At 56.0% G+C, this 25679-nt stretch carries 17 protein-coding genes; 9 read left to right on the forward strand and 8 right to left on the reverse strand.

What is annotated here, in order from left to right; all coding sequences use genetic code 11:
- Nucleotides 1-15: 15 nt before the first annotated feature.
- The 3 genes from Q31a_RS09390 to Q31a_RS09400 all read right to left on the reverse strand — a co-directional run bounded on the left by Q31a_RS09390 (nt 16) and on the right by Q31a_RS09400 (nt 8408).
- Nucleotides 16-3831: a hypothetical protein gene (locus tag Q31a_RS09390; protein ID WP_145076916.1), complete on the reverse strand. Its 3816-nt coding sequence runs from the start codon at nt 3829-3831 to the stop codon at nt 16-18.
- Between the two features lie 234 nt (nt 3832-4065).
- Nucleotides 4066-5589, reverse strand: a complete 1524-nt coding sequence (locus Q31a_RS09395) for an IS1380 family transposase (RefSeq protein ID WP_145075619.1) — start codon at nt 5587-5589, stop codon at nt 4066-4068.
- Nucleotides 5586-8408, reverse strand: coding sequence for a hypothetical protein (locus Q31a_RS09400; RefSeq protein WP_145076918.1), 2823 nt, complete (start codon nt 8406-8408; stop codon nt 5586-5588). The genes Q31a_RS09395 and Q31a_RS09400 overlap by 4 nt, the downstream gene beginning before the upstream one ends.
- Nucleotides 8409-8724: 316 nt before the next feature.
- Here Q31a_RS09400 and Q31a_RS09405 point away from each other — a divergent pair, with 316 nt between their 5' ends.
- The 3 genes from Q31a_RS09405 to Q31a_RS09415 all read left to right on the forward strand — a co-directional run bounded on the left by Q31a_RS09405 (nt 8725) and on the right by Q31a_RS09415 (nt 11324).
- Nucleotides 8725-9246 (forward strand): RDD family protein, encoded by a 522-nt coding sequence (locus Q31a_RS09405; RefSeq protein WP_197356561.1) that lies wholly within the window; start codon nt 8725-8727, stop codon nt 9244-9246.
- A 34-nt stretch (nt 9247-9280) separates the two neighbouring features.
- Nucleotides 9281-10507, forward strand: coding sequence for a Zn-dependent hydrolase (locus tag Q31a_RS09410; protein ID WP_145076922.1), 1227 nt, complete (start codon nt 9281-9283; stop codon nt 10505-10507).
- A 64-nt stretch (nt 10508-10571) separates the two neighbouring features.
- Entirely contained in the window at nt 10572-11324 is a 753-nt protein-coding gene (locus Q31a_RS09415) for a cysteine hydrolase family protein (RefSeq protein ID WP_145076925.1), read from the forward strand.
- On the opposite strand, the gene Q31a_RS09420 is transcribed toward Q31a_RS09415, so the two are convergent.
- The 5 genes from Q31a_RS09420 to Q31a_RS09440 form a co-directional block, all read right to left on the reverse strand.
- Complete coding sequence (locus Q31a_RS09420; RefSeq protein WP_145076927.1) at nt 11307-11846, reverse strand: DUF1697 domain-containing protein; 540 nt, start codon at nt 11844-11846, stop codon at nt 11307-11309. The genes Q31a_RS09415 and Q31a_RS09420 overlap by 18 nt on opposite strands.
- A gap of 169 nt (nt 11847-12015) precedes the next feature.
- Entirely contained in the window at nt 12016-13773 is a 1758-nt protein-coding gene (gene rfbD, locus Q31a_RS09425; protein WP_145076929.1) for a dTDP-4-dehydrorhamnose reductase, read from the reverse strand.
- Nucleotides 13774-14002: 229 nt separating this feature from the next.
- Nucleotides 14003-16972: a sialate O-acetylesterase gene (locus tag Q31a_RS09430; protein WP_145076931.1), complete on the reverse strand. Its 2970-nt coding sequence runs from the start codon at nt 16970-16972 to the stop codon at nt 14003-14005.
- Between the two features lie 427 nt (nt 16973-17399).
- On the reverse strand, nt 17400-18188 hold the full coding sequence (locus Q31a_RS09435) for a hypothetical protein (protein ID WP_145076933.1): 789 nt from the start codon (nt 18186-18188) through the stop codon (nt 17400-17402).
- Nucleotides 18189-18722: 534 nt separating this feature from the next.
- On the reverse strand, nt 18723-19706 hold the full coding sequence (locus Q31a_RS09440) for a radical SAM protein (protein ID WP_145076935.1): 984 nt from the start codon (nt 19704-19706) through the stop codon (nt 18723-18725).
- Nucleotides 19707-19803: 97 nt separating this feature from the next.
- Between Q31a_RS09440 and Q31a_RS09445 the strand changes: the two genes are divergently transcribed.
- From Q31a_RS09445 to Q31a_RS09470, 6 genes are all read left to right on the forward strand, one after another.
- Nucleotides 19804-20619 (forward strand): phosphoribosyltransferase family protein, encoded by an 816-nt coding sequence (locus Q31a_RS09445; protein WP_197356563.1) that lies wholly within the window; start codon nt 19804-19806, stop codon nt 20617-20619.
- An 85-nt stretch (nt 20620-20704) separates the two neighbouring features.
- Nucleotides 20705-21673, forward strand: a complete 969-nt coding sequence (locus tag Q31a_RS09450; RefSeq protein WP_145076939.1) for a DUF502 domain-containing protein — start codon at nt 20705-20707, stop codon at nt 21671-21673.
- A gap of 177 nt (nt 21674-21850) precedes the next feature.
- Nucleotides 21851-22972 (forward strand): aldose epimerase family protein, encoded by a 1122-nt coding sequence (locus tag Q31a_RS09455; RefSeq protein ID WP_197356565.1) that lies wholly within the window; start codon nt 21851-21853, stop codon nt 22970-22972.
- Nucleotides 22973-22978: 6 nt separating this feature from the next.
- Nucleotides 22979-23314: a rhodanese-like domain-containing protein gene (locus Q31a_RS09460; RefSeq protein ID WP_145076943.1), complete on the forward strand. Its 336-nt coding sequence runs from the start codon at nt 22979-22981 to the stop codon at nt 23312-23314.
- Between the two features lie 323 nt (nt 23315-23637).
- On the forward strand, nt 23638-24354 hold the full coding sequence (locus Q31a_RS09465) for a hypothetical protein (protein WP_231691133.1): 717 nt from the start codon (nt 23638-23640) through the stop codon (nt 24352-24354).
- The gene (locus Q31a_RS09470; protein WP_145076945.1) at nt 24354-25679 is read left to right on the forward strand and encodes a DUF58 domain-containing protein; all 1326 of its coding nucleotides are present in this window, start codon (nt 24354-24356) and stop codon (nt 25677-25679) included. Before Q31a_RS09465 ends, Q31a_RS09470 begins: the two co-directional genes overlap by 1 nt.

Genomic DNA, 25679 nt, shown 5'->3' on the forward strand with positions numbered 1-25679 from the left:
TCCTCGCCCATGGAACTAGGGTTCCCACCGCTTAAATTGCTCTAAATACCCAAGCATGCGGGGACGGTTCAGTTCGAAGTATCCCAACAGGGCGATCAACGTGACACCCGTGGCGATTCCGAACGCCCACCAAGGCCAACTCTGGCCAATCGCTTGCTGTGCGTGCCAAACCATTCCCAATAGAGCGACCATGCTGAAAGTGAGTCCGCAGTAGAGAAACGCTTTCACCCGGGCCAGCATGCCACAGGCAATCCCCAGCAACGCGGTTACCAGTAGAAGGAGTGGAGGCCACATATCTCCGGCAAACGCCGGCAGAAACAACTCAGCCGTGCTACTCAGATACCCCACCAGGATCGCCAGATAGCGGGTGGCCAACACCACGGGCTTGTTGAGGCGGTTGCGGTGGAGCTCTACAAAGATCAGGCTGGCCACCGCGGGTAGGAGCAACCATAACTGCGGATGCTGAAAGAGATTTTGCGAGGTCTGTCCTGCTAGCATCGCCCAAAATGCGCCGAGGGCCAGTGCGGCCGAACAAGTGCGGATCGCCAGTGAATCGCGCCACCAGCTCTGCAATCCGAAGTGCACCGCAGCGGTGGCGAGCACCCAAGCATAGTTCTCCCAGGCATACCACTGGGCGCCGACAGAAGTGGGCTCAAAGCCCCACACGCCAGCCAGTGCAATCACGGGCAACAGCAAACTCGTCTGATGCACGGGGTCCGCAACGATGGGTTGCCGCCTGCGTCGCAAGTATTCTCCCAGTCCACCACTGAGCAATGCGATGCCCAGCGCGATCATTGGCCACCACTGAAGAACCAGCCCATCGAACAACGCTGGAAAGTGAAAGTAGCCTGCAGCAACACCGCAGGCTAAGCACAATTCTCCCGCAAAAACCGCTCCCTTCCTCTGCTGGTCCGTCACCCACTGTTCGCAGCGTAGCGGAGTTATTGCGAACTGCAGCAACCGCACAGTGCAGGCCGTCCAAGCGATCAACGTGAGCCCCTTGGTCGCGATGTCGGCGTTCAAGGCTGCAGCTCGCCAGGGATCATACAGCTGTCCCGCTAGCAACGCGCCTCCGCACATGCACCCCATGGCGAATGCAACGCGGCCAAGATTTGCCAGGGGCCTCTCCCAATCCGTACGGCGGGAAAGAACAGAGGCCAACAGCGGATACCCGGCACCCATTGACACCATTGCCACGAACATTCGCTGGAGAAACATCCAGCTCTCCACCGCGTCCGACACGGCCCATGCTCCCGGCAGATCGGCCCACCAAACTAGACAGTAGGCCAATGAGATTAAGAGCAGCCCCAGGTAGCGTCCCTTGAGATGAAGCCGACCTGTGGCGATAGGCAAGATCGCTAGTGCACCTAGAAACGGAATCGCGGTAGCCGCAATCCGCAACGACTGCTCTTCGAACGCCAGCACCAATAGTACGCTGGGTATGGCAGCAGCCAGAGCAGCCAGCATATGCGCCTGCGGCATCCACACCAACGCACGGCTCAGCCCCGTGGACTCAACCACGGCGTGCCATTGCAAGCGTTGGGCCAAGACCGAAGCTTCCCGATTGAATTCGCGCATCAAGCCCGCCATGACTGCCATCGCGCCGAGTCCGGTTGCTAACCAAATCAACCAAACCTGCAGCATGGGTAACTCTCCGACTGCCGCCAACGCAGTGCATCCGATGAGCGCACAAGCAATCAGATTCAAGTAGACGGCCAAGCCGCGCTGGGCGGGTAACCGCTCCCAGAGACGCCCAACCGCCAAGCCGAGTGTGGTCAGGCCTGAAGCCCAGATCGCCCAAGTCCCGGCATTGGGAGGCGACATGTGCCCGCGTTGTAGCATCAACCCGAAGAAGCCTAGCAGAGTCAACACCACCGGAACCGTAAGACTGACTGCCCATTCGATCGATCGCGGATTTTCGCAGCGTTCCTCCCACAAATGCTCAGCGTCTTTTCCAACGACTTCGGCTTCATTCATGAGCGGTACGGTAAATCCCCTAGAGGTGTATTCCCTCGAGGTGCATCCCCGAGAAATGTGACCAGCCGCAAACCCAACCGGAAATACCACGACTCTCTGAGCCACCTGAACCAACAGACTCAACCAAGCGATCCCAATCGGGCCCCACAAGAGAAAGCTCACTTGTTGCAGAAAAGTTCGGGAAGGAGAAAAGTCGATCCAGTTCAGCAGAGCCAAACCAGCGAGGCAAGCAGCCAAGTATCCCTTCCAACGATGTCCGTCCCATGCCCCCGTAGCGGCCCAAAGCAGAGCCAATACAGTCAGTTCAAACCAAGACCAAAATGGGCTCGACTCGAAGGCGATCCCCGCGATGCCCACAGCCCCTACCAGACCGCTCAAGACGAAGCAGTTAACCGTTGTAAGCTGCACGGACAGAGATGTACCCGCCGGGCGACGCACGCTTGCGTAAAGCCCTGTAGCCAACCCGCCAAGCCATAAAACGCACAGCCACCGCGCGGGATTGAATCGCGGAACGCTCCCCGCCCCCTGCAACCATTCTTGAAAGAGTAGATCTGCTGACTGGGCAGAGATGAACGGAGCGAGGCATCCCAGCGCTAAAGAACCTAGCGTTAGATAGCCGAAGCCGACGCGACGCCCTAGCCAATAACTAAGCCCCACTGTTGCGAGGAGAGTCACAGCCAGCGGCCCGTTGCTCAGGTAGTGCAGCACCACTGGATACTCTACCGAATTCCGCCCCAGACCGACGAAGGGTAGGCTCAGGGATGCCATGGTTGCAGCCATCGCCAAGACTACGCAGCTACCGCACGCGTAAAGCGTAAGCCCGTGACAGACCTTCACCGTCCTACTGTAGTTGGCGCCCCCAGCCAGCCCAACTGACACGAATGCCGAGGTTTGCAAGAAAACGATCCCTAAAACCACAGGTGGAACTTGCAGTAATAGCGAAAGTGCCGCTACAGCACCAACGAGTGTCGCACAGGAAAGCCCGCTGAGTGTTTGCCAATTCCCCGAATCTTGCGTGAGGATTCCCCGAGTCCACCGAACTGCGGCAACGAGTAAGAGTGGCCCTAGGGCACAGCCCAGCGGTATCAGATTCCCCCACCAACTTGGCTCACCTATCGCCAAGGCGGTCAGAGGCCTCCCTAACACTTGACTCAACAAAAGTGAAAAGCTGCCGAGCAGCAAACACAACAGGGTGATTGCGTAAGCCAACTCACCCCAGTCAGGTTTAGGGGAGTCGTTCGAATCGTTGCCCCCGGAGTGTTGTTGGAATGGAAGCAGAGCTCGGTACTCGACCGGGAAGCCTACGGAGGAGATATAGCCGGTTGATTGCCCCACGAGAAGCACTTCGCCGAGCACGATCCAGAAAGCAAGAACAAACAATCCGAGGGGTAACGCGTATGGGAGAGGGAGAAATGCGATGCTAATAGCAGCCGTGATGCACGGCGCCAGCACCACAGCTCGCAAGCCCCACTTAAGATGCTGTCGGAGGGTCATCCACCTGCTTCCCACACAAAGTGCAATCAGGGTGCTCAGTGCAAGACCGAGTGTGAGAGTTTCGAAATGCAGGAGCGATGGCAGCACGCGCAACAGACTCGGTGGTAGGCTCAACCAACCACTCCACCCCTGAGCGATCGCTGACGATTCAGTCGTCACCGTCGAATCCAACGCGTGGGGCCCCAAGGCCACTGTGGAACTGGTCAGACTCTGCAGAATGTGGTCACTAGCAGGCAGAATACAGACCAACGGCAAAGCGCCCCAGCCTAGGACGACCAATAGGCACGCTGCCCAGTGCGTCCCCGAATGAACCCAGGAAGCCTCACGCCAAAGAGAGAGTGCCCCCAATTTCTTAAGCATGAATTCCCATAGCAGGGCAATGCTCAGAAGCCCTAGCAGCCCTAGTCCTTAAATAAGTATATGCCGGATGTGTTTTGGGCAGTTGGTGGAGGCGCAGCGGCGATCTGCTGGCGGGACCAGCGGGGGATTTTTCGGTCGTGAATTTCAGGCATCGGTCGGTCAGGTGCCCTGCGGGCGGTTTGAGGCTGGCGGCGGTACTGAGGCTTACATACCTCAGCTTCGTGATTTCGGCACTCACTCAAGCGCGAAGCGAACCCAGCGATTGAACACATGCAGAGATTCGCTCCATGACAACAGACGGACCACCAACTGCCGTCCACTGCGAACGATCTGTGCCGGAAGTCGCACGAACTGTTCTACGAATTGTTTGAACTCCATGCGGATCACAGCCCGACCTTCTTGCTTGTGTTGCTCACGCCAGCGTCCGTTTATCGGAACGCTCAATCCGATCCACGCTTTCAAGTTCCACGACAGGGCCGTCATCACCATGTAAGCCCAATTCGATTCCAGGTTGTCCACCGGCGCGTGGAGCGCCCGGCACTGATTTAACTGAGCCAAGATGTTCTCTTGGTCACAGCGATCGTTGCTGGCATACACAACGTCATTGGTGCTGAGCACATCGCCCGCTTCGTTGGTCAGGTAGAAGAAGTACAGACAGTCGTCGAACAATCGACCCTGCTTGGTGACTTCTAGTTCTTTGCAAAGGATCACTAAGCGGTAGGTCTCTTTGCAATCGGTGGGGCTGTAAGGAACCTCGGTGACCCACTCTGAAGTCAGACGCTTGTTGGGGTAGCCACGCAGCTGGACAATCTGTTCTTTCACGTTCTCAGGACGGTCTCGGTCAGGTGTATTCGGGGCGTATTTGGGCGAGCGAGGCAACTGCTTCCAAGCGTCAATTTGCACGTTTTCCGCGATATCGACGAGTCCCGGGTAGGCCTTCATGCCAAAGGTGAACTTCACGCCTGCCCGGTGCCAGCGGTCCAGATGAATCGTTTGAGTGAACGCGGTGTCGCCTCGCAGAACGATTCGGCGAAAGCCTGCCTGGCGACAAAGCGAGATCGCCGTGTCGGCTTGCTCGGCTGCGCCTTCTTGGCTGGGACGATTGCCGCTACGGTTGACCAGGCGTAAAGCTTCGCCCGTTTCGGCCAACGTTATCACCAACGGATGGTAACCCCAGATGCCTTTGTAGCTGATGTCCATTCCCTCTTTGCACTGACCGGTTGTTTCGACGATCGTGCCATCCATCTCGATGGTCGCTTGATCGAAGAACGCATTGTCTTGTTGTTGCCAGATATCCAAGCGAACTTGATCGAAGGCATCTTGCAAACGATTAATATGATAGGGATCGAATCGGCGACAGAAGTCTCCTGCGGTGGTTGGATCGGGGATCCTTTCGGCTCCGATCGAATCGAGAAATGACTCATCGTTGCGGCGCAGTTCAATGTCCTCCAAGCAAGTTCCTCCGCAGAGCGCGTTATAAGCCAAATTCAAAACATGATCGGATTCATGATAGGGGCGATGGATTTTGAACAAGTGCAAGGCATCGTCGATCCGTTTCGGCAGTCCGATCTTCTTTGCGAATCGATGGATGGCGGCGACGCCCCCGTAGGCGGTCCCGCCTGCTTTTTGTGCCAGCTCATACGCAATCTTGTCCCCTTTGAGCATGGGGTGTCCGCGATCGTGAGCAGCCGAATTCTGTAACCTGTTCTTGATACGTCGTTTGCGTTTTCGAATCAAATCTGCTTTAATCGTCTTCACTCGAAATCTCCATCGTGGTTAGCGAGCGGCTTGTTGGGCTGGTGAAAAAAGACCAACAAACTGCAGGATATTTCGAGTTTTTTTATGCGCAAATGCTCCGCCAAGCAAGTGGAGTACGCTTGTTTAAGGCCTAGTAGAATACAACTCGGCAATCCTAATTGCGACCACCACCGATGCGACAGGACGAGCTCCAAGAATATCGTCCCGCCCCACGTGCAAGTCCCCAGCAGCGCTAATTCTCTCCAGCGGGACTGGCGCGATGCAAACCAGGTCGCCAGACAGGTGAGCGGTAACATCCATCCTAGCCAACTGGGCCACAGCAAACCGTCTGGGTCGGTCCACAACGCAACTGCGCTCGCGAGAGCCAACACCAGCGAGAAATGACAGACCCACGCTGCATAGTTTCGCCAGCTGCTCTCGGAAATCTCGGCACGGCCTGCGCTGGCATCACTGGGGCGCCAACCTGCCAACCCCAATCGAATCCAAGCTGCCCCCCAGGTCGATAGCACACCAACGCAAAGGATTCCGACGGCCCAAGCACGCTCCGGTCGGAGGTCTGAAAAGAGGAAGGCTGCCATGGGACTCGTTTGGCAAACCCCAATTGCTCCCAGAAGCAGCAAGAGGTGTGAAGCAAAGGCGAAACCGACTAAGAGATTTGCCCGAGAGGTTTGAGAGTGAACCGGCGGCGGATTATGCGCCCAGAACACGGCAATCAACAATCCGAACATTCCGTAGACGACTGCGGCACTAGGTGCCCAATTGCCACCGTAGGGAGTTGTCCCCAGCGAAGTTAGCAAAGCAGCCACAATCATCAAGATTGTCATTGCCAAGCATCCCAAGCCAGCGAAAAACAGCTGGCGTAGGAGTTGATTTCCCACTGCCGCAGGAGCTTCATTGTTCCGGGCAAGCGAAACCGCCCGCGCCCCCATGGAAAGTCGCTGAGTTCCATAAATTAGGCAGGGAACCAGTCCAGCCACGGTGAAACTCGCCACCCGCGTGAACTCCACCCAACTCGCAACGGCCGCGATGGGCAGGGGGTTCACAGCAAGTTCGATTCCCAAGCCTAGCGCAGCAATCGCGGCGGTGCAGCCAGCCAGTAGAATCTCCGAACGCTGGCACCAGTATCCTTGCATAATCCAGCAGACGCCCACACTGGCTAGCATGCAAAGCACCCAAGGAGTCGCATCGAGGACTTGGAAAACAGCCCCGAGCAACAACAGCCAGCCCACGATGCCAACCGCAACTCCCGCCACTTGCAACCAACTCGCCGTAGCGGAGTTCGATTTAGCTTGGCTTGAGCTCGGCGGGTTGCTGACGGACCATCCCCAAGCAATCCAGCCAGCTAAAATACTGCTGAGCGCAATCCACCAGGGGCCCGTCAGAGCGTGGACACTCCCCGCCTTCGCTATCCAAAACACCACCGCCACAAGGCTGGCAAATAAGACTTGAGTCACCATGCCACCGAGTCGTCGAATGCGCCATGGACTCATGGCAACCTCCGATGCCATGCGAATTGTCACCACTACAGTCCTCCAATTGAGGGCGCACAGCGGAATTAGCAGTACCGCGAGGACACCTCGATGCATCAGACTCCAGTCCCATGCGTATTGGAACAGGACTAGTGTGACGCTTGCGGTGATCGTAGACGCCGCCACCAACTTCCAGTTGCGGTGGAAAAGCTTTCTGGCTGCGGTACACGCCAATGCTCCATACGCTCCCGCTCCCAGCAACAGCATCAGACCCGTCAACATATTCAGCGGCGGTAGTTGCCCGTCGCGTCTCGAGAGCAGTATTCCCACAAGCACGGCCAGTGGAATCAGCATCAGTCCGATGTGCAGCATTCCTCGGGACGTCGTGCGTAGCTTCCACCGCCGGATGGTGTAGTGCCCTGCCCCATGAATTGCCAAAGTGGCCATCAGAAATACGAGCGACGGAAAGAAGCGACTCGTTTGAGACAACGTGTTCCATAAGCTAATAACGAGTCCCACCGAACAGGTAACAATCAGCGTAGCGCTAATGAGTTCAATCCAACGGATATTGGACTGCAACATGAATGCTTCGAGAAAGCCAGAGCGGAGATGGAAGAATCCCGAGGCCCTCGGGGAGGCATCCCAGTCCTCTCTACTTGGCAGAGAGGACGAGGAAGCAAACTTAGGTGAAACTTCCCGCGACAAGGCCCGCGAAGAAGGACGGGATAAATCTGCAGTGCCATCTTCGTCATAAGTCAGATCGAGTGGATGCATGGCTTTCGGCCGGTCGGTTCCCCCTTCCTTCGATTCTTCGTTGGGAGCCCCACCTTCCGATTTACGAACGAGCTCCGCGTGGAGCGGTGGACCAACTGCTGCGTGAGGGGTGACTAACGCGTTCACAATCCCCCTAGGCGAGTCCCCCGCTTCAGGCGCTGTCCGACGATTGAGTTCGTGCTCTCCAGAACGGATTGTTGGCGATTGGTCCACCCGCTGCACTGGCGGAACCAACTTTTCTCCAGTCGGGCTTCGCAGCCAGGTTTGCAACTGAGTGATTAATTGCTCCAGCTGCTCAGATTGCGTGGGGTCTAGCCACCGGTGATGCAGCGCCAGTGCTTTTAACCGCAGCAAGCCCTGCATGTCATCCTCTGGCGTAAATGTCCGCGGTGGGCTGACGGATCTTGAGCAGGTCGAGCAAGCGGCTTGAAAAGTCAATCGCCCGCACTGAGCACAGCGAATTCCAAGCAGCGCCTTGAGGAGGGCGATTGTCCCCATCCAGATTAAATGCCCCAGTGCAGCCCAAGCGAAGAGAACGACAATAAAAACAAGGATTCCCAATATCAGATCATCCATCGCACCATTTTCTCCGCTCTCGCAAGTGCCTGGGCTACTCCAGAAGCCCGTTCTGTTGTTCATTTCTAAGCAACGACAATTGGCCACCATTCCTTAGGACCCGCGCCGCAGAAATCCATGCGCCAAAAGTTGAGAAATGGGAAAATTTTGGCAAGTCGTAGCTGGGAGCGCCCGTCCGGGGCGAAGCGCTCAGAATGCCTTTCCCCCTAGCTTGCATTGACAGGTTACTCCCCTGAGAATGGGGGCACTACATCGTCGCATGCTGTTGGACCAGCTGCATAGAACCGATGCCTTCCAACTCACGGATTTGTTAGACATGGAACAACCCAACCCCTACGCGCCTACTTCAATCGATACCTCCATTCCTCCCAGCCTGGCTGTTGGTGAATTGGGACAGGATGCCACCCGAAGTGAAAGATTTGCGGGAGCATTCATTGATGGCATTCTTCAACTTTTGCTCGTCATACCCTGCGCTGTTGTGTTTGGCCTCGCAATGGGCGCGTTATTGGGGGATGGTTTTCTAAGCGGGATTGTCTCGCAAGTGGGAGGAGGGATTCTAGGAATTGGTGGTTTCTTATTGATCAATGGCTATTTATTAGCCACGCAGGGCCGGACCGTAGGCAAGCTGGTCATGAAAACCCGCATCGTGAGTCGAGAGACCGGAGAACTAGTCCCCTTCGCTCCACTTGTTCTCAAACGCTATCTTTGGCTGTGGCTGTTGGCGATGATTCCCTATATAGGAGGCGTGGTCGGCTTAATCGACTCAGTCCTGATCTTCCGTGCCAACCGCGCTTGTTTGCACGACGACTTTGCGGGCACGCGAGTGATCAAAGGTTAGTGACAAATAGGTTCGAGGCATTTTGGGAGCTGCAATGACGGTCAACTTGGAGAGAATCAAACGGGATATTTTGACTCTGGCAGAGATTGGACGCAATCAAGCGGATCGCGGCATCTACCGCATGGCGTTTACCGACGCGGATATGGAAGGCAAACGCTGGTTGAAAGAGCAGATTGCTGCAGCGGATTTACCCTGCGAGGTAGATGGTGCCGCCAACATCTCAGCCATTCTTGAGGGGCACAGCGACGCACCGCGTTTGATCGTGGGATCGCACATTGACACCGTCCCCTGTGCCGGAGCACTCGACGGAACCTTGGGGGTGGTCGTCGGCTTGGAGTGTTTGCGGTGCATGCACGAAAACGGCTTCCAACCGCAGCAGACCATTGAGTTGATCGCCTTCAGCGATGAAGAGGGGCGGTTTGGTGGAATGTTTGGTTCGCAATCGGTTTGCGGACTGATCAATCCCGAAAAATTAGCCACGATGAAGGATCTCAATGGCATTTTGCTGAAAGACGAATTGGAACGGCAAGGATTTGATCCGCTCGCCGCACTCGATGCTGCTCGTGATCCTGAATCGATCGCGGGCTATCTAGAACTGCACATCGAACAGGGCCCCGTGCTCGACAGTCTCGGCAAATCGGTTGGGGTCGTTGATGAAATAACAGGACTCTTCACCTGGACAGTGCGACTTCGCGGTGAAGCCAATCATGCGGGCACGACCCCCATGGAAATGCGCAACGATGCATTTATGGGACTGGCGGACTTCGCGCATGAAATTCCCCGGATCCTCGCTGAAAACGGCAGTGAGCGCAGTCGTGCAACAATTGGAAAAGCTCAGATTCTCCCGGGAGCGGCCAATACCGTGCCGGGGCTGGTCGAATTTTCGCTTGACTGCCGCGACACCTCCGAAGAAACCCTCGAGGAACTTTCCGCCGCGTTTCGCAAAGCCCTTTCCGCCATCGCACGGCGGCGCAACTTGATGTTTGAGTTCGAGCAGAAAAGCTACATCCACCCCGTTCAGTGCAGCCTTCCACTGGTAGAACGGTTATGCCATCAGGCACGAGCCCTGGGACTGGACTACCAGCAGATGCACAGTGGTGCGGCCCACGATGCTCAAATCATGGGCCGAATGGTTCCGACGGGGATGATCTTTGTCCCCAGCAAAGGCGGGCAAAGCCATTCTCCCGCAGAATGGACCGCTTGGTCCGATATCGAGGCTGGGGCCAATTTGATGCTCAGCACCTTGCGGGACTTTGGATGATCCACTCAAACGATTAAGATGGCGTCTTCACCATCCGCTTTTCGCTCCTAGTTCAACATTACCTATGCATTCCGATCCAACAGCTGAAGAACACATTGATCCGCTTCGCGATGTCTATTTCGACTCCTTTGTCGACACTCCAGGACATCGCGAATATATGATTTCAGGGAAAACCGCCCTGCTCTGCATCGATCTGCAGTATCTGGATGCCAAACCGGGCGTGGGGGTCTTCGGTCCCGACCAATCCAGCGGTGTCGAACCGGACGCGCAAGCCTACTACTTCGGGCGTCTAGAATCCACCGTGTTGCCCAACGTCCGAAAGCTTCAAGACGCCTTCCGTAGCCGAGAACTGGAAGTCATTCACACTCGCATCCAGTCCTTAACCCGCGACGGACGCGATCGTGGAAAGGGGCACAAACGACTGAACCTGCTGGCCGCTCCAGGATCACAGGAGGCTGAGTTCCTCGAAGAGATCGCGCCGGACCCCAGCCGCGACGAAATCGTCATCAACAAAACGGCTAGTGGAGTCTTCTCCTCCACCAACTTTCATTACGTTCTCAAGAACTTGGGAATCGAAGCACTGTTCATCGTCGGGGTCTATACCAACGAATGTGTGGAAACGACCGTTCGCGATGCCTGCGACCTGGGCTATCTGGTAACCGTCGTGGAAGACTGCTGCGCTACAGTAACACCGGAGCTGCACGAGGCTTCTTTGGCTACACTCCGGGATCGATACGCCAGAGTGATTGCGGTTGACGAAGCCATTGCCGCCGTGCAACATCGCCAGCCAAATTCTGTTTCAGCAGCCGCGAATTAGTTCAGCCAGCTTGTGAGTTGTTCGCCAGTTCCGCGCCGTGGCCGGAACGCCCAACAATCGCTCAATCCTGGCCGCCAGCTTCGATTTGCCAAAACCTTCGGGCGTATGGAGATAGAGAAAGCGGTCGGTTAAGTGGAATTGCTCGGAAGGCTGTTGGATCAAGGCCATCTTCGCGAGATCCGGACGCGTAGCTGGAGCAGACAGGAAATAGACGTGCAGCGTTTTGGCAGATTCCTCTGCCACGACAAAAGGATTTTCCGCAATCGCAGCTTCGATGATACTCGCGTCAGCAACCAACACATACGGTTTGAATCCACGACGCACCTCGATTAGTTTCGCGAGCCGTTCGCCAAAGGTCACGCCTAGCGGACGGGAGGACTGAAAGACTGCATTTCCGCTCTGGATGTAGGTGGAGATATTTTTGACTTTTAGCGTCTCGAGCGCTTCGACCAGCTCTTGCATGGGCAGCTGATTTCGCCCCAACATATTGATGCCACGCAGCAATGCAATGGATGTACGCATGCAATCTCCAGGTGCATTTCCATGCAGCCTTTTAAAGTCAACGTGGTCGAATGGTGCCAATAACCCTCCCGCCAAACCGCACCCTCCAGATTCGGCGAACCGTAATTCGAACCGCCGAACGCCCAGTCGATTCCTTAGACGGAGCTGTGGAATCAGCAGCCATTGGCAGCTAAGCCACACTTTGGGCTGGCAAAATGCTCGAGTCCAAGAGTTTGGCGATCTGCAGATTCAGCTCAGCCTGCCAGCGCGGCAGCGTCATTCCGAACTTGACCGCGATGGCGGACGAGTCCAGTCGACAGTTGAGTGGACACGGCGTCGGTGTAGGAAGCTCAGCTTGCTTGGCGGAATGGAATTTTTGCAGCACCACAGGCAGGGTGAGCTGCTTGCAAGTGGCAATGATTTGATCTCCCACCTCAACGCGACTAGCGAACCCAAGATTGGAAAGATGGTAGAGCCCGCCGAACTGCGCCAACCAACCCACGAGATCGTTTGTTCCAGACGACAGCAATTCGGTCAAGGTGCGAGCCAGCCAATCGGTACTGGTGGGCGAACCGAAATGATCCGACGCCAGTGTAATCGAGCTTCGGTAAGTGCAAAGATCTACAATGCTCTTGACGTAGTTTTCACCATGTGTCGAATAGAGCCATCCCGTTCTTAGGATAAGATGGGGCACGCCACTAGCGCGAATCGCTTCGGTTCCCAGCAACTTGGTGCGTCCGTATTGATTCAAGGGATTGGGCCGGTCGCGTTCATTCCACGGCCGCTCACCACTGCCATCGAATACCATGTCGGTGCAAAAGTGGATCATGCCGGCGCCCACCTCACGAGCCTCTTCCGCCATGATGGCCGGCGCTGCTGCATTGACCAATTGGGCGATGCGGGGATCTTTCTCGGCCCGGTCTACATTCGTTAAACCAGTGGCGTTGACGATGAGTTTGGGACGCACCTTTCGAATCGCCGTCCGAATGCTGGCCGGACGGCTAATGTCCACAAAGGTCGGAACCGGTAGCAAACCGTGCTTCTCAGGATCTCGGCATGCACCAACGACCGTCCCTAGTTGACGTAGATAGCGACACAAATCATGTCCCAGCTGACCGCTACTACCGATCACGAGGATTACATCCTTAGCAGTGGTTGGCTCCATCGCAGACGTCGCTCGACTTGTGATTCCCGCAGCTGCTCCAGGCTGACGTGCTCCGACCACTCCAGGTGCGTTCGACAGTTCGTTCGGAAGCTGCAACGGCGTGCGCGAAGCATCAACTTGAACTTTCGCGAATTGTATTTGAGTTCGAGTCTTCTCTTGGCGATGCAATGTGCGGCGTATCGCCGCAGCGGGATACCACACGCTACACTTGGCCTGAGGTACCTTGGTGCGTCGGACTTGAGCCAGGCAGGGCAAATCTGGATTCGCAATCTCCTCCAGATCCAATGCGGTGGCTGGTTGCTCCAGCAAGTCTTGGGGGATACTTGGCCAACCAATGGCCAGCTGCGGATCATCCCATCGCAACCACCCCTGTTGAGAGCGGCCTTGGCACAGTCGTTGGCTGAACGCCAGTTGCGCCCGCGGCGAGACCGTTTGCCAGCCGACAGCCACTCCCGCAGGAATCCAGAGCCCACGTGCGTTGTCGCTGGAGAGCAGGAAACTATGCCATTGTGCAAAGGTTGGACTGTCATGGCGAGTGTCGATCACCACCACGACCATCTCACCCGACAGGCAGCGCAAGGTTCGATCGGTACCTCCCAGTCGATAGTAGCTGGGGGCCGTCAATTGGCCTGCTCGCGTGCATACAACGCGTTCCCTGCGTGGCCCGCCAAACTGCTGGGAAATTGCAGAAAACCACGCTGACGCCTCCTTGCTTGAAGTGCCAGTGGCCTGGCTGCGCAAAATTTCAACGCCAGAAATGCGAGTTGGAAGAGTGTGGATCATCTGACTGTTCCTCCATGAACAAGTCGCTATCTATTGGAACTGAGCCAATTTGAATATGGGGCAAATTAGCAAATCAACATCTACCTCAACTGCACCGCTAAGTAGCATAACACCACGAACTGGGATTCCCCAACGCCGTTTGTTCGAAAACGCCAAATTCGGTTACTTCAAAGTGAATTTCGGCTGGTTTCCCAGAGCATTGAACTGAGCCAGTAATGCTAGCAATTCACTAGTGACTCCCCGGTATGGCAACCTGGGCCATGTAGATCGCAGAAAGAAAGTCGTTGTCCTGCGACTCATGGGATGAGTAATAGCTCACCCACAAGCGATCCTCGTGCCAATACAAGCCGGGATAACTGGTATCTCCTCCCGATGGCAATTCCATAAACTCGGTCAAAGCCCCTGCTTGCAAGTCGACCCAGCACAGCGAAGTTCGCACACGTCCGTCATACAGACGAACCGCCGCTACCACGCGTCCATCCGGAATTCGAATCATATGAGGTCCGCCGATGCGAATCTCCAAATCGCTCCATGTCCATTCCGTATACGGTGCAGAAGCTCTTCCTAGTACACCACTCTGGCTCCCCGCGCCACGGCGCAGCAAACAGTAGCAAGTGCCATCTTGGTCAAACAGCATCGATGATTCGTTGGGGTTATCCTCTACGCCCAAATCATCCATGAGCGTCTCATAATTGCGGCCGTCAGCACTGCGGTACAAGCGCGCCTGGGGCCCATCAGCCTTTCCAGTTGCGTACCCCACGTTATAGACCATGGCTGCCCCCTCACCGCTGGGGCCCCAAGTGGCGCGCCACATCCAGTAGTCGGGATCGCCTATCTCAATTGCATCCGACCAATCCGTCCCATTGCCGGAGAACCAGCTCATTGATTGGTGCGAGTGCTGGGATCTATCGTGCCAGGCCGCTGCACCGGACAACATCAGTTGTTGATCGGGAGTTACCGTGAGTTTGGCGTCGCGCAGGTCGGCGGTGGCGTGAGTTAGCACGGCAGAACTCTGCCAACTCTGACCATCGACGGAGGAGATTACGCGGAGTGCACCATCGGGTGAGACATGCGATGCTCCCTCGCGGAACACGCCAAACCACTGCCCCTGAAAGCGGACTAAATCGGTAAACGCACTATGCTTGGGCACATCCCAAATCCTTCGGGATTCAAGCAGCCAAGGCAATCCGCAGCGTCGATACAGTTCAGCGATGGACAAGCGTTTCATCTGGGTGGTGGCTAGATGCTGTCCCGCTTGCTGCCTGCCAGCGACGTGCGCTAACAACACGGATTCCACTTGTTTTTCCTGGACAGAACGATCGTGCCCCGCCAATGGCTCGGAAACGAAATCGATAGCCGTGTAGCAATACCAGCCCTGGGGATCACTGGCGATGGGCTGTGGCGTTGTCCAGCTTTGTCCCTCGTCTTGCGAGATCGCGACCGCCAACGGAGTTCGCAATTTCCGTTGCTCCACTTCCAAATGCGAAAGGTCGTTCCAAACGGCTAGCAAATCGCCCGTAGAGGGAATCCGTTCGATGGAAGCAGGCGAGGTGGGGGAGGCTAATCCCATCGGCTGAGTCGCACCCCACGTCTCCCCCTCATCGTCGGAAAAGCATTGATATTGCTCGCCCGCGTTGGTGCGAAACCACATCATCAGCCGTCCCGAATTCAATTCGAGGATGCCCGGCTCCTGTGCGTGGACGCGACTTCCATCGGGTGCGTGAGCAGGCTGCAGGGTTTGGGAGGCGTGCCACTGCACTCCCCCATCGTCCGATTGGTAGGTCGTCAACTTGCCCGCCCAATCGGTTTGGGATTTCTCTCCCACGTTTCCATGCAAGGCCACAGGGACAACGATGCGGCCACTGGACAGTTGCACCACGCGATCATTGTTGAGCACATAGTAGGCGACGTGTTCGGCTGGAATGATCTCAGCTGGTGGCGTCCAAGTCTTGGCTTCATCACTCGAGTAGCAAACGACCGGTCGACAGTCGGCCAGGGAAGTCTTCTTCAAATAGAACAACGCAATGCGTCCATCCTGCAATCGCAAAAGTGACACCGACATGACGTTCAGCGCCTCGCCTCGATCGACCAGCAAGCGTTCGGTATCAGACCAAGTGCGGCCTCCGTCAGAACTACTGCGACTGACAAGCTGTGCAGCTGCGTGATCGCTCATTCCACCCGTAAAACGCGAATAGACAAACAGGATCTTACCGCTCTTGAGCTGAATGAAATCCCCTTCACTATTGCGAGTATTTTCTTGACTGGGTGCCAGAGTCAGGGTGGGTTGAAGCATCTGCTCCCACTTAAATGCTTGATAGTAGCGTTGCCCAAACACTCGTGCGGAGGGGGAGGCGAAATGCGTTTGATCTCCTTTATCGACTAGCCCCGCACTCGATACGAATTGCGTGTGGTTGGCGAGACGCGGGATTTCCTTATGGGAGGCATCCACTAGATAGCGTCCCTCATTCCACTCCTTCCCAGGGAAACGGCCTAGTTGCCCGATGATGACAGGCACGTCCGGCGCCGCCAACTCCTGGCGAAAGCGTCCGATGAGTTCGAGCAAGTTGGACTTGTAGGTGGCCGAGGGTCCCGGACCTGAGTCTGATTCGCCTTGATGCCACAGTATCCCCTGAAGCACACCATCCTGCATCGCCAACTTGGTACGTGACAGTGCATCATCATAGGGATGCGACTTGGTTTGAGGGTGGTAGCCGCCTGGAGTCCATGAGCTGATCGCCGAACCGCCAGCCGCACATGGCACCAATCCCACAATCACTTCCGGATGATCCTTGGCGTACTGCAAGGCGAAGGCGCGTCCGAGCCCCACGCCGACCATCCCTGGCTTGTCAAAGTGCAATGGCGCCACGGCGGGTTGCCACTCTCCACCAGCGTTGAGAGACAGCACTCTTGGGTGCGTCACCAAGTCTTCGGGAGCGATGGGTCCACGGCCCGCCATATTCGATTGCCCCGCCAGCAGGAAGAGATGAAACTGCTCCTTGTCACTCGGCAGCAAAACCTGCGGTGCAACTTCGACGACCGCAACGGCTGGCGAACCTGCGTCCACTCCTCCAGTTGTCGCAGCATCTTGGGAGTCCGCGTTCGGAACGTTTGCAGGAGATGTATCAGAAATCGGCAAGTCCGCATCGGAACTTAAATCTTGCGCACTCAGGTGCATCTGGGCCGTTAAAATTGTAAACACGCACCAGAAAATTCTGGTAGAGAAGCATGAATCTTTCACTTTTCACTCCAAGCGCAGGAAGGATGGTTTCAAGGAGGGTAGGCTGGCTGGACTGGGCCCCACTTTCTGCACCCCACCGAATTCAAGCGGGAAGCGAATAATGTGCCCCAGGATAAAGCGTTGCAATTCGGTAGCAACCTGCAATCCTCAGCCTGTGTGGGTTGGGCCTCTACCGTAGCACAACCCAAGCGTTTATGCGTGTTCAGACCTCGATTTTTGCCACAAATCGTCTTCCGGCTTCCGGCTTCCGGCCGGGCTTGCCCCGGCGGAGCCAACAACTGCCAACTACCAGCCAACTACCAGCCAACTACCAGCCAACTACCAGATAGATATCCTAAAGCGGCTATGCAGTGCTCCGCTTCGGGCTTGCCCCGGCGGACACGGCGACTCACCGCTCGTGCAAGCCCATTGCGCCGCGATTATAGCTGCCGAATGTCCCCGCATAGTAGCTATACTTCAGAACCGGCTTCATGCCGTACACAAATGCAATATTATTCATCAGGGACAACGCAATCGACTGCGGTGATTCGGTCACTGAGGCACTGAGCAACACATGGACATGGTTGCTTAACAGACCAATCCTCGACAATCTCCACTTCTTTTTGCCGGCAGTTCGAACGATCATATCGCGTACACGTCGCAATTGCGTTTCCCGGATTTCATGCCAAGCTCCTGCATTTTCCACTACAATTTGCAACGCATTCAGGTATTGGCCATAAGTACCAACCACAGGTCGGGAAACATCGATCGTTACATCTTCAAACTGGATTGCTTCGAGGCAAGTTTGAACCGATGCATCGGCCATCGGATGTTTAGCTGTCTGTCCCGCGACGTACCGATCGAGAACCTTCGAAGTTGCGGCCCCTGTGCTCTGAACGTGATAATTTCGCCGGAACGCATGGGGAAGACAGTCGCGAACCAAGTACTGCAAGCGTCCTTTCACGACACGGACGATTTCTGCAGGTGAGGTATGGGGGAGGGTGCTTATTAGGAATTGGAGAACATTGGTGGAACGTCGATGGTAGGAGAGTACTCGCACTCGGTCCTTCTCCGTGGCCCCCCGCAAGCTATCCAGCCAAAGGGCTGGATCTGGAAGCTCGCTTTTGCCAAACAATGCAAGTGACCAATTTAGCTGGTACGCTGCGTACGTATTTTCAGCGGTGTAGATCGGTTCCATGCCAGTGTGCCCAACCGAGTCGCTGATCCCGCCGGGACGAGCCCGGGACGGAGATCCGGAGAAAGAAGTTGTCCGATTGATTTCATTCTAGCCAACGGTAGCCGCCAGTTGTTGGCTCCGCCGGGGCAAGCCCGGAACGGAAGCAAGCAGCACCAACGAATTGAATAACAATCGCAACTCTCTCCCCCAGTCAGCCCTCCACAGCCATACTCCCTGCTTTCTTGCTTCTTGCTTCTTGCTTCTTGCTTCTTGCTTCTTGCTTCTTGCTTCCTGCTTCCTGCTTCCTGCTTCCTGCTTCCGGCTTCCGGCTTCCTGCTTCCGGCCGGGCTTGCCCCGGCGGAGCCAACAACTGCCAACTACCAGCCAACTACCAGACAAATATCCTAAAGCGGCTATGCAGTGCTCCGCTCCGGGCTTGCCCCGGCGGACACGACGACTCACCCAAGCCTGAATTGCCGAGCAGCCCGTCTCGCCAACTGGGCTCATCTGCCCTCCCAGCATTCGTAGCTCATCCCTTAGATGCTTTGAGGCGTTTCACGGCGAGTCACAAGTCGCGCATTGCAAGAGTTTGGAGCTGAAACTTTGTGATAGATTTGCTTGGTACAACGCCTCCCGTCTTAGCGGTGAGCAAGCGGGACAGTGTCCAGAAAGCTTGTCCCAATCCCACAGGTCCACCGTCAGAATCGCTTGGGAATTAGCGACATGTCGCTGCATCACCAACTCGAGAGAGCGGGCCGTGGGCGGCGTGAACATACCACGCTGCTGGAGCATTTCCAGTGCGCCATTGCCGCCACGAACTGGTATGACGCTAATATGTCGCACTCCCGCTTCATTGGCGAAGTCAATCGAGCGGCTGCACCATTGAACTCCCTCCTCTTCACTCAAGCCTGGTGGTCGTAAGAGAATAAACGTGCGGATGTCAATCTGATGCGACAGCAGCCACTGGCACGCGCGTTGGAAATCGGCAGTCGTCATCTGCTTATTGAGCGCTGGCAAGACCTCCGGATGAATGGTCTCAAGCCCCATGGCAACCTCCAGCTGGCCATTGATTTGTTGTGCAAACTCGGCCACCGGACGACCGATCAAACGCGGGTGGTTTTCGACGACGACCCGGTGAAACGGCGCCACTTGCTCAGCGATCCGCGGGAGATCGTCCTGCGGAACGTTGAAGGTGGAGAAGAAATTGCTAGCGTTGTACAGCTTGACCCACTGTTCCGATGTTGGAGTTCCCTGCATGTCCGCTTGCAATTGTGCCATTGCTGTGTCGATTTGCGCTGGCAACACACCAGTCGGTGTCGCCTGCTCGTGGGTGAATTTCCAAAGATCGCACATCAGGCATCGAAATTGGCATTCACTGCCACGCAGGAAGATCGTTTGCACATCGACCTGCTTCCCGAGTTTATCGGCGGCCTCACGCTCCCAAACCGCATCCAGGGGCGTTGCACCGGCGGCAGGACGCAGGACACTCGGCCGCAAGCTCTCGATGGAACGACGATCAAGTTGCGGAAGAGATTGCATAGAATTGAAGTGAATGCTGACGGCAGAAAGGTACAATACGGTCCGGCGATCGAATAACCTGTACTGCACAGAGGCTGGAAATTATAGCGAGTCCTGTATGCAACCGACATCCAATGCAACTTGGAAAACTCTGCAAGTGGGCTGGCAAGCTCTAACCGGTCTGATCTGTCCGCCAGAATGCCACTGGTGCCAATGCCCCGTACCTAGTGGCGATGGGCTGTGTAGCGAGTGCCGGCAACGTCTGGTCGCGGAGTACTACCATTGCCAACGCTGTGCGACCCCCCTGCCGAGCGTGGTCCCCAATCGAGACTGTTTTCGCTGTCGCAACATGGACTGGAAATTCAGAAAGATCATCGCCTTGGGCCCCTACCGAGGTAGATTGCGCGAGGCGGCGATCCTGATGAAAAAGAACAGCGCGGAACGCTTTCGGCAATATGCAGGCCGCCTGCTGGCTGAGCGTCTCAGGCAGGTCGAACTGGTGGCTGCGCAACCGAAGGGGAAACTGGCAAATGGACTCGCCGCCCCCTTAGTCGTTCCAGTTCCCAACTACTGGAGTCACCCCTTCGCCCGAACGGCCAATACCGCCGCTTCGCTGGCCCAAGCCATTTCGGACCGCCTGGACTGGCCGCTCAACACCCGGGCGGTCAGTCGCGTGCGCAAAACCGCCAAGCAGGGGATGCTGTCCTGGACCGAGCGCAAATTGAATGTGCGAGGGGCGTTCAAGCTACGAACGGCGGATGCCTTCGCTGGCAAACATGTGTTTCTAATCGATGATGTGCTAACCAGCGGAGCTACGGCAGCGGAATTGGCTAGAATCATACTCAAAGGGGGGGCACGTCAAGTCGATGTGGCGGTCGTGGCGCGGGGAACAGGGGCCCGAGAGGTTCCCCAGGCACCGCTTCCAGCAGGCTAGCGACTTCGGTATTTTCGCCTATGCTACTTGCTTGAAACTTGTTCAGTGGGCCCCATACACAGAAATTGCTTGAGCCGAGAACGCCATGGATAGCGACAATTTATTGGATGAAGCCATTCCCAAACCACGCTCAAGCTGGCAGCGAGCCATCTGGCGCGGTTCGAGCATTATTGCCCCGCCACTGGTCACCCTATTGCTGCTGATCTGGATTGCCAGTGCGGTGGAGCAGTATGTACTGCTTCCCCTTGAATCGGGTGCCCGCACACTCCTGGTGTGGACAACTAGCGACGTCTTGCTGAGCCCTCCGGAGCCCTCGCAACTGGCCGTGGAGGATCAACCTGAAAAAGGGTTCGAGTATGGCGGCCTGGACTACGTGCAAGCCCCCCTGGGTGGTAAGTTCTTGCCAGAATATGTGGTGCAGTGGGTAAACCACCGCCTCGATATGCTGCCGATCGAAATGCAGAATCCAAGATCGGCTCAGAACTATTACCATGCCTACATCAAACTCAGGTACATGCCGCGATGGTTTACCATTCCCCTACTACTGCTGGTACTCCTGAGCGTTCTGTATTTTGTGGGGCGATTTCTGGCTGCGGGAGTTGGCCGCTTTTTCGTCACTGCGTTTGAACGCATCATTCATCAGTTGCCCATCGTTCGCAATCTCTATTCGTCCGTCAAGCAAGTTACCGACTTCGTACTCAGCGAACGGGAAATCGAGTTTACGCGAGTGGTCGCGGTCGAATACCCACGCGTAGGCATCTGGTCGCTAGGCTTTGTGACCAGCGACAGCCTGCCACAACTCAAAGACGCCCTCAATGAGGAAATGGTCGCCATCTTCATTCCGACCTCTCCCATGCCGATGACAGGCTTCACTATCAATGTGCGCAAGCGAGACGTTGTGGATCTAGAGCTAACCATTGACCAGGCGATTCAATTCATTGTCAGCTGCGGCGTAGTATGCCCGCCCACTGCCGCAGCTCGTCTGCGGTCTGGTGGCCGTCCACTCCTGAAACAATCCTCTGGAACTCCCCCTGTTTCCAAACAGGAGGACTAGGACTTGTGTTAGAATCGAGCCCCTCAGAGCTAGCCTAGGGAAAGGCATCCCCCGGCGATGCGGTGCGTGCTGCCAAGCGTAGTGCACTGCCCCAATCATTGAGCTACAGCTCCATTTCCGGAGCGTTTCCCAATTACCTGCCCCTAATCAACAGAGCCCACGTCCAATATGCACAGAATGTTAACCGCTATTGCACTAGCACTTGGAACTTGTTCCCTAACCCTAGCTGCCAAACCAACGGCCACGAGCTTTGGCAAAACCGAGTCGGGGAAGGATGTAGAACTGTACACATTGACCAACGACGCTGGCGCAATCGTCAAAGTCATGACGCATGGCGCCACGCTGGTGCAGCTCCAGGTACCCGATCGCGAGGGGCAAGTTGAGGACATCATCTTCGGTTTTGATGATGTGACGGGATACGAAAGTGCCGCCAATCAGTATTTCGGCTGCACCGCAGGGCGCGTGGCGAATCGGATTGCCAAGGGAATGTTTACTCTGGATGGCAAAGATTACACCTTAGCTGTTAACAATGAGCCCAATGCGCTGCACGGTGGTGTAGAACGAAGTCTGGACAAAGTGGAATGGGCGGCTCAACCGTTTGAAAACGAACGCGGTCAAGGCGTCGCGTTCAGCTACAGTAGTCCCGATGGTGAAGAGGGCTATCCTGGCAAGCTCGACTTGGTCGTGACCTACGCGTTGGCCAAGGACAAAAATGCGTTGACGATTCGCTACACCGCCGAAACCGACGCAGCCACTCCCATCAATCTAACCAATCATGCTTACTTCAATTTGGCAGGGCAAGGCAGCCCCACGATTCTGGACCACCGCATTCGCATCAATGCAGACAGTTACACTCCAGTTGATGAGACGCTGATTCCCACAGGTGAGATCAAGTCGGTAGAAGGCTCTCCCTTTGACCTCCGCAAGCCAATCAAGATCGGCAAGCACATTGGCGAGCTCGTCGAGACGCCCGCCCTGGGGTACGACCACAATTTCGTACTCAACGCTCCCGAGGGAGACAAGAAACAACGCTTGGCTGCCGTTCTAACCGACAAGCAGTCGGGACGCTCCCTGCGGATCATGACCACCGAACCGGGCATTCAATTCTACTCGGGAAACTTTCTGCGAGGCGACGTGGGTAAAGGGGGTGCTGTCTACGCTCACCAGAGTGCCTGCTGTCTAGAGACTCAGCATTTCCCCGATTCGATCCATCACCCCAACTTCCCCAATACGGTGCTTAAGCCGGGTGAAAAATTCCGTTCGGCCACCGTACTCATCTTCTCGACGGTCAAGGAGTAGTTAACCATGACAGAGTCGACACCGATTGAAATCAGCGTCTCCGACGTACATCAGCAGTTGTCCGCCAATGACATCGTCCTGATCGATTGCCGCGAACCCGACGAATGGGACGCCGCACACATTGAAGGGGCGATACTGCTGCCGATGAGCCAATGGCAACAGGCTGGGGAAAAGCTCGCAGAACTTTCCGGCAAGCCTGTCGTCGTCCATTGCCATCACGGCGGACGCAGCCTGCGTGTCACCCACTGGTTGCGCGAGAACGGATTCCCCGAAGCTCGCAATATGACTGGCGGTATCGACGCTTGGAGCCAGGAAATCGACCCTAGCGTCGCACGCTATTGACTTCCTCCAAGCATGGCCGAGGCGGGGAACTTGCGGTCAGAAAAGGGGGGAGGACGATGACTCGAGACGCTGTGCCGTACCCGCGGGAGGGCCTCCATCCGCTTTGGAGTACGATCCGGTCCGATCTGGAGTAACGCACAGGCTGGAGAGTCCATGAACTTTCGCATCCCCAGCAACGCACGCGCACCCTCATGCACTTCGGTTGCCGTGCAGTACGATCACGTCTGCTACAATTATTGTTAGCTGGTGCAGCCACCTCGCATTCTTGCTGGTGTTGCCACGCGGCTGGAAATCAATTTTGCCTCTAACGGAGTACGATTCGCATGTTTGCTGGTATCACCTTCCCCCGCCTGTTGCTCATCGGGTGCATCATCGCCAGTAGCCACACCGCCCGCGCCTTCGATGAGACGCCGACGACCTCTCCTCAGATCGAAGCCGCAGATGAGCAATCACTAGGCATGCCGTTGGTATTTAGCGAAGATTTTGAGCATGGATCCGATCGCTGGGAGACCACCGACGCGACAGCTTGGACACTCAACGAATACAAGCCAGGCAACCATTCCTTCGGCCTGAATCGTCGTCAGAGCAATTACGAACCCAAGGTGCGTAGCCCTTACAATATTGCGTTGATCAAGGATATTGAGCTGGAGGATGTGGTACTGATCTATGACGTTCGAAGCACTAAGGACACTGGAAATCACCGAGATTGCTGTACGTTTTTCTGTCATCAAGATGCGGAACATTTCTATTACGTCCACATGGGCGCCAAACCGGACCCGGCCAGCGGGCAGATCATGATTGTGAACGCGGAGCCGCGCCGCCCTTTAACGGAAAACAAGAAGCTCGTCGCTTGGGATGACCAGTGGCATACAATTAAGCTTGTTCGCAAGAGTGCAGAAGGAACCATCGAGATCTACTTTGATGACATGGAAACACCGCACATGAAAGCTACCGATACAACTTTTGGCAAAGGACGCATTGGCATCGGTTCGTTCGATGACATGAACGAGTTCGACAACATTCGTCTTTATGGTCAGTGATGCGAACCCTAGTTGGGCTCGCACTTCTGTTGATCGTTGGTCTGCTGTTTGGGGCCAGCTTGCTGGTTTACGCGGCCTACGTCATGTTCGCCGTATTTTGGATTAGCCGCTACCTGACGCAACGCTGGACTCAAGCACTCGTAGCAACCCGGACCGTATCCGCTCAGCAAATTGATGTGGAGCAAACGATCTCGGTTCAGCTCCGAATCGATAACCGCGATTCTTGGTCGGTATTTTGGGTACTGCTGGAGGAGATTCTACCAGCGGCAGCACTGCTGGGTCCGCCACCGGCGCTGAAAGTCGAAGGCAGCCCACTCCGCCTGTCGAATGTGCCCGCGCATAGCAGCCGTGTCATGTCCTACCGCATTCAAGGCTTGCGGCGAGGCTACTTCCCCATTGGACCGGCAGTTGCAGAGACGGGAGATTTGCTCGGCTTGCACCGTCGCTTCCGGACATTGGCTGAGCCCTTTTACCTGCTGGTGCTCCCCAAGTTGATCCCCTTGGATGGCTATGACGTTGCCTCTCGACGCCCTGTCGGGGAAGTGAAGGTTAGCTATCGATTGCTAGAGGACTCGACCATGATATCGGGGATTCGCAAGTACCAGACAGGAGATCCTCTCCGCAGTATTCATTGGCGGGCTACCGCTCGCACCGGACAACTGCAGTCCAAGCAGTATCAGCCCACCAGCGTGGCCGGCGCTAACCTTGTGCTGGACATGCACGTTGAATCGAATCCAGACCACCATGAGCCCGTGCGCACTGATTTAGCGGTGACGGCTGCGGCCTCCATTTGCCATACACTGCTCCAAGTGCAGCAGCAATTCGGAGTCGTCTCCAATGGACGCGATGCAGTCGATCGCCTAGCACAGCGTACCCCCTTACTCAAATCCCAGTCCCAGGAGTTCGAAAGTATTGCTGCTGCCCGCAGCAGTGTGGTGATGCGACGCAAGAGCGAGAGGCTGCGTCCAGTAGTCCTGCCCGCCGCTCGTGGGCCAGAGCACTTTACGCAATGCCACCAAACACTCGCTCGGCTTGAGCGGACCGACGGACTGCCCCTGGAAGATTTGCTGATCGAAACCCAGAGTCGTCTGGCGCGTGACGCAACCGTGTTTGTCATACTGCAGGAAGTTACCGAAACGGCTGCCCTCGCTTTAGGATTGCTCGTTCGGCAGGGCTATTCCGTGGCAGCCATCGTGAACAACTACGAGAATGATGCTTTTGAAATTGCCTTATCGCGATTGCTCGCCCAACGCATTGCGGTCTACCATTTACTCAACGAAGAATCCATTCCATCGATTTGCAAAGATTTGGTGTTGCGGTACTAG

This window comes from Aureliella helgolandensis (assembly GCF_007752135.1).
GTDB lineage: Bacteria > Planctomycetota > Planctomycetia > Pirellulales > Pirellulaceae > Aureliella > Aureliella helgolandensis.

What these genes read in the sequence shown, in the direction of transcription:
- Q31a_RS09405 (WP_197356561.1), top strand. Translation starts at nt 8,725, where the DNA reads ATGGAACAACCCAACCCCTACGCGCCTACTTCAATCGATACCTCCATT.
- Q31a_RS09465 (WP_231691133.1), top strand. Translation starts at nt 23,638, where the DNA reads ATGTTTGCTGGTATCACCTTCCCCCGCCTGTTGCTCATCGGGTGCATC.
- Q31a_RS09435 (WP_145076933.1), bottom strand. Translation starts at nt 18,188, where the DNA reads ATGGAACCGATCTACACCGCTGAAAATACGTACGCAGCGTACCAGCTA.
- Q31a_RS09415 (WP_145076925.1), top strand. Translation starts at nt 10,572, where the DNA reads ATGCATTCCGATCCAACAGCTGAAGAACACATTGATCCGCTTCGCGAT.
- Q31a_RS09445 (WP_197356563.1), top strand. Translation starts at nt 19,804, where the DNA reads ATGCAACCGACATCCAATGCAACTTGGAAAACTCTGCAAGTGGGCTGG.
- Q31a_RS09420 (WP_145076927.1), bottom strand. Translation starts at nt 11,846, where the DNA reads ATGCGTACATCCATTGCATTGCTGCGTGGCATCAATATGTTGGGGCGA.
- Q31a_RS09410 (WP_145076922.1), top strand. Translation starts at nt 9,281, where the DNA reads ATGACGGTCAACTTGGAGAGAATCAAACGGGATATTTTGACTCTGGCA.
- rfbD (WP_145076929.1), bottom strand. Translation starts at nt 13,773, where the DNA reads ATGATCCACACTCTTCCAACTCGCATTTCTGGCGTTGAAATTTTGCGC.
- Q31a_RS09450 (WP_145076939.1), top strand. Translation starts at nt 20,705, where the DNA reads ATGGATAGCGACAATTTATTGGATGAAGCCATTCCCAAACCACGCTCA.
- Q31a_RS09460 (WP_145076943.1), top strand. Translation starts at nt 22,979, where the DNA reads ATGACAGAGTCGACACCGATTGAAATCAGCGTCTCCGACGTACATCAG.
- Q31a_RS09455 (WP_197356565.1), top strand. Translation starts at nt 21,851, where the DNA reads ATGTTAACCGCTATTGCACTAGCACTTGGAACTTGTTCCCTAACCCTA.
- Q31a_RS09390 (WP_145076916.1), bottom strand. Translation starts at nt 3,831, where the DNA reads ATGCTTAAGAAATTGGGGGCACTCTCTCTTTGGCGTGAGGCTTCCTGG.
- Q31a_RS09440 (WP_145076935.1), bottom strand. Translation starts at nt 19,706, where the DNA reads ATGCAATCTCTTCCGCAACTTGATCGTCGTTCCATCGAGAGCTTGCGG.
- Q31a_RS09470 (WP_145076945.1), top strand. Translation starts at nt 24,354, where the DNA reads ATGCGAACCCTAGTTGGGCTCGCACTTCTGTTGATCGTTGGTCTGCTG.
- Q31a_RS09400 (WP_145076918.1), bottom strand. Translation starts at nt 8,408, where the DNA reads ATGGATGATCTGATATTGGGAATCCTTGTTTTTATTGTCGTTCTCTTC.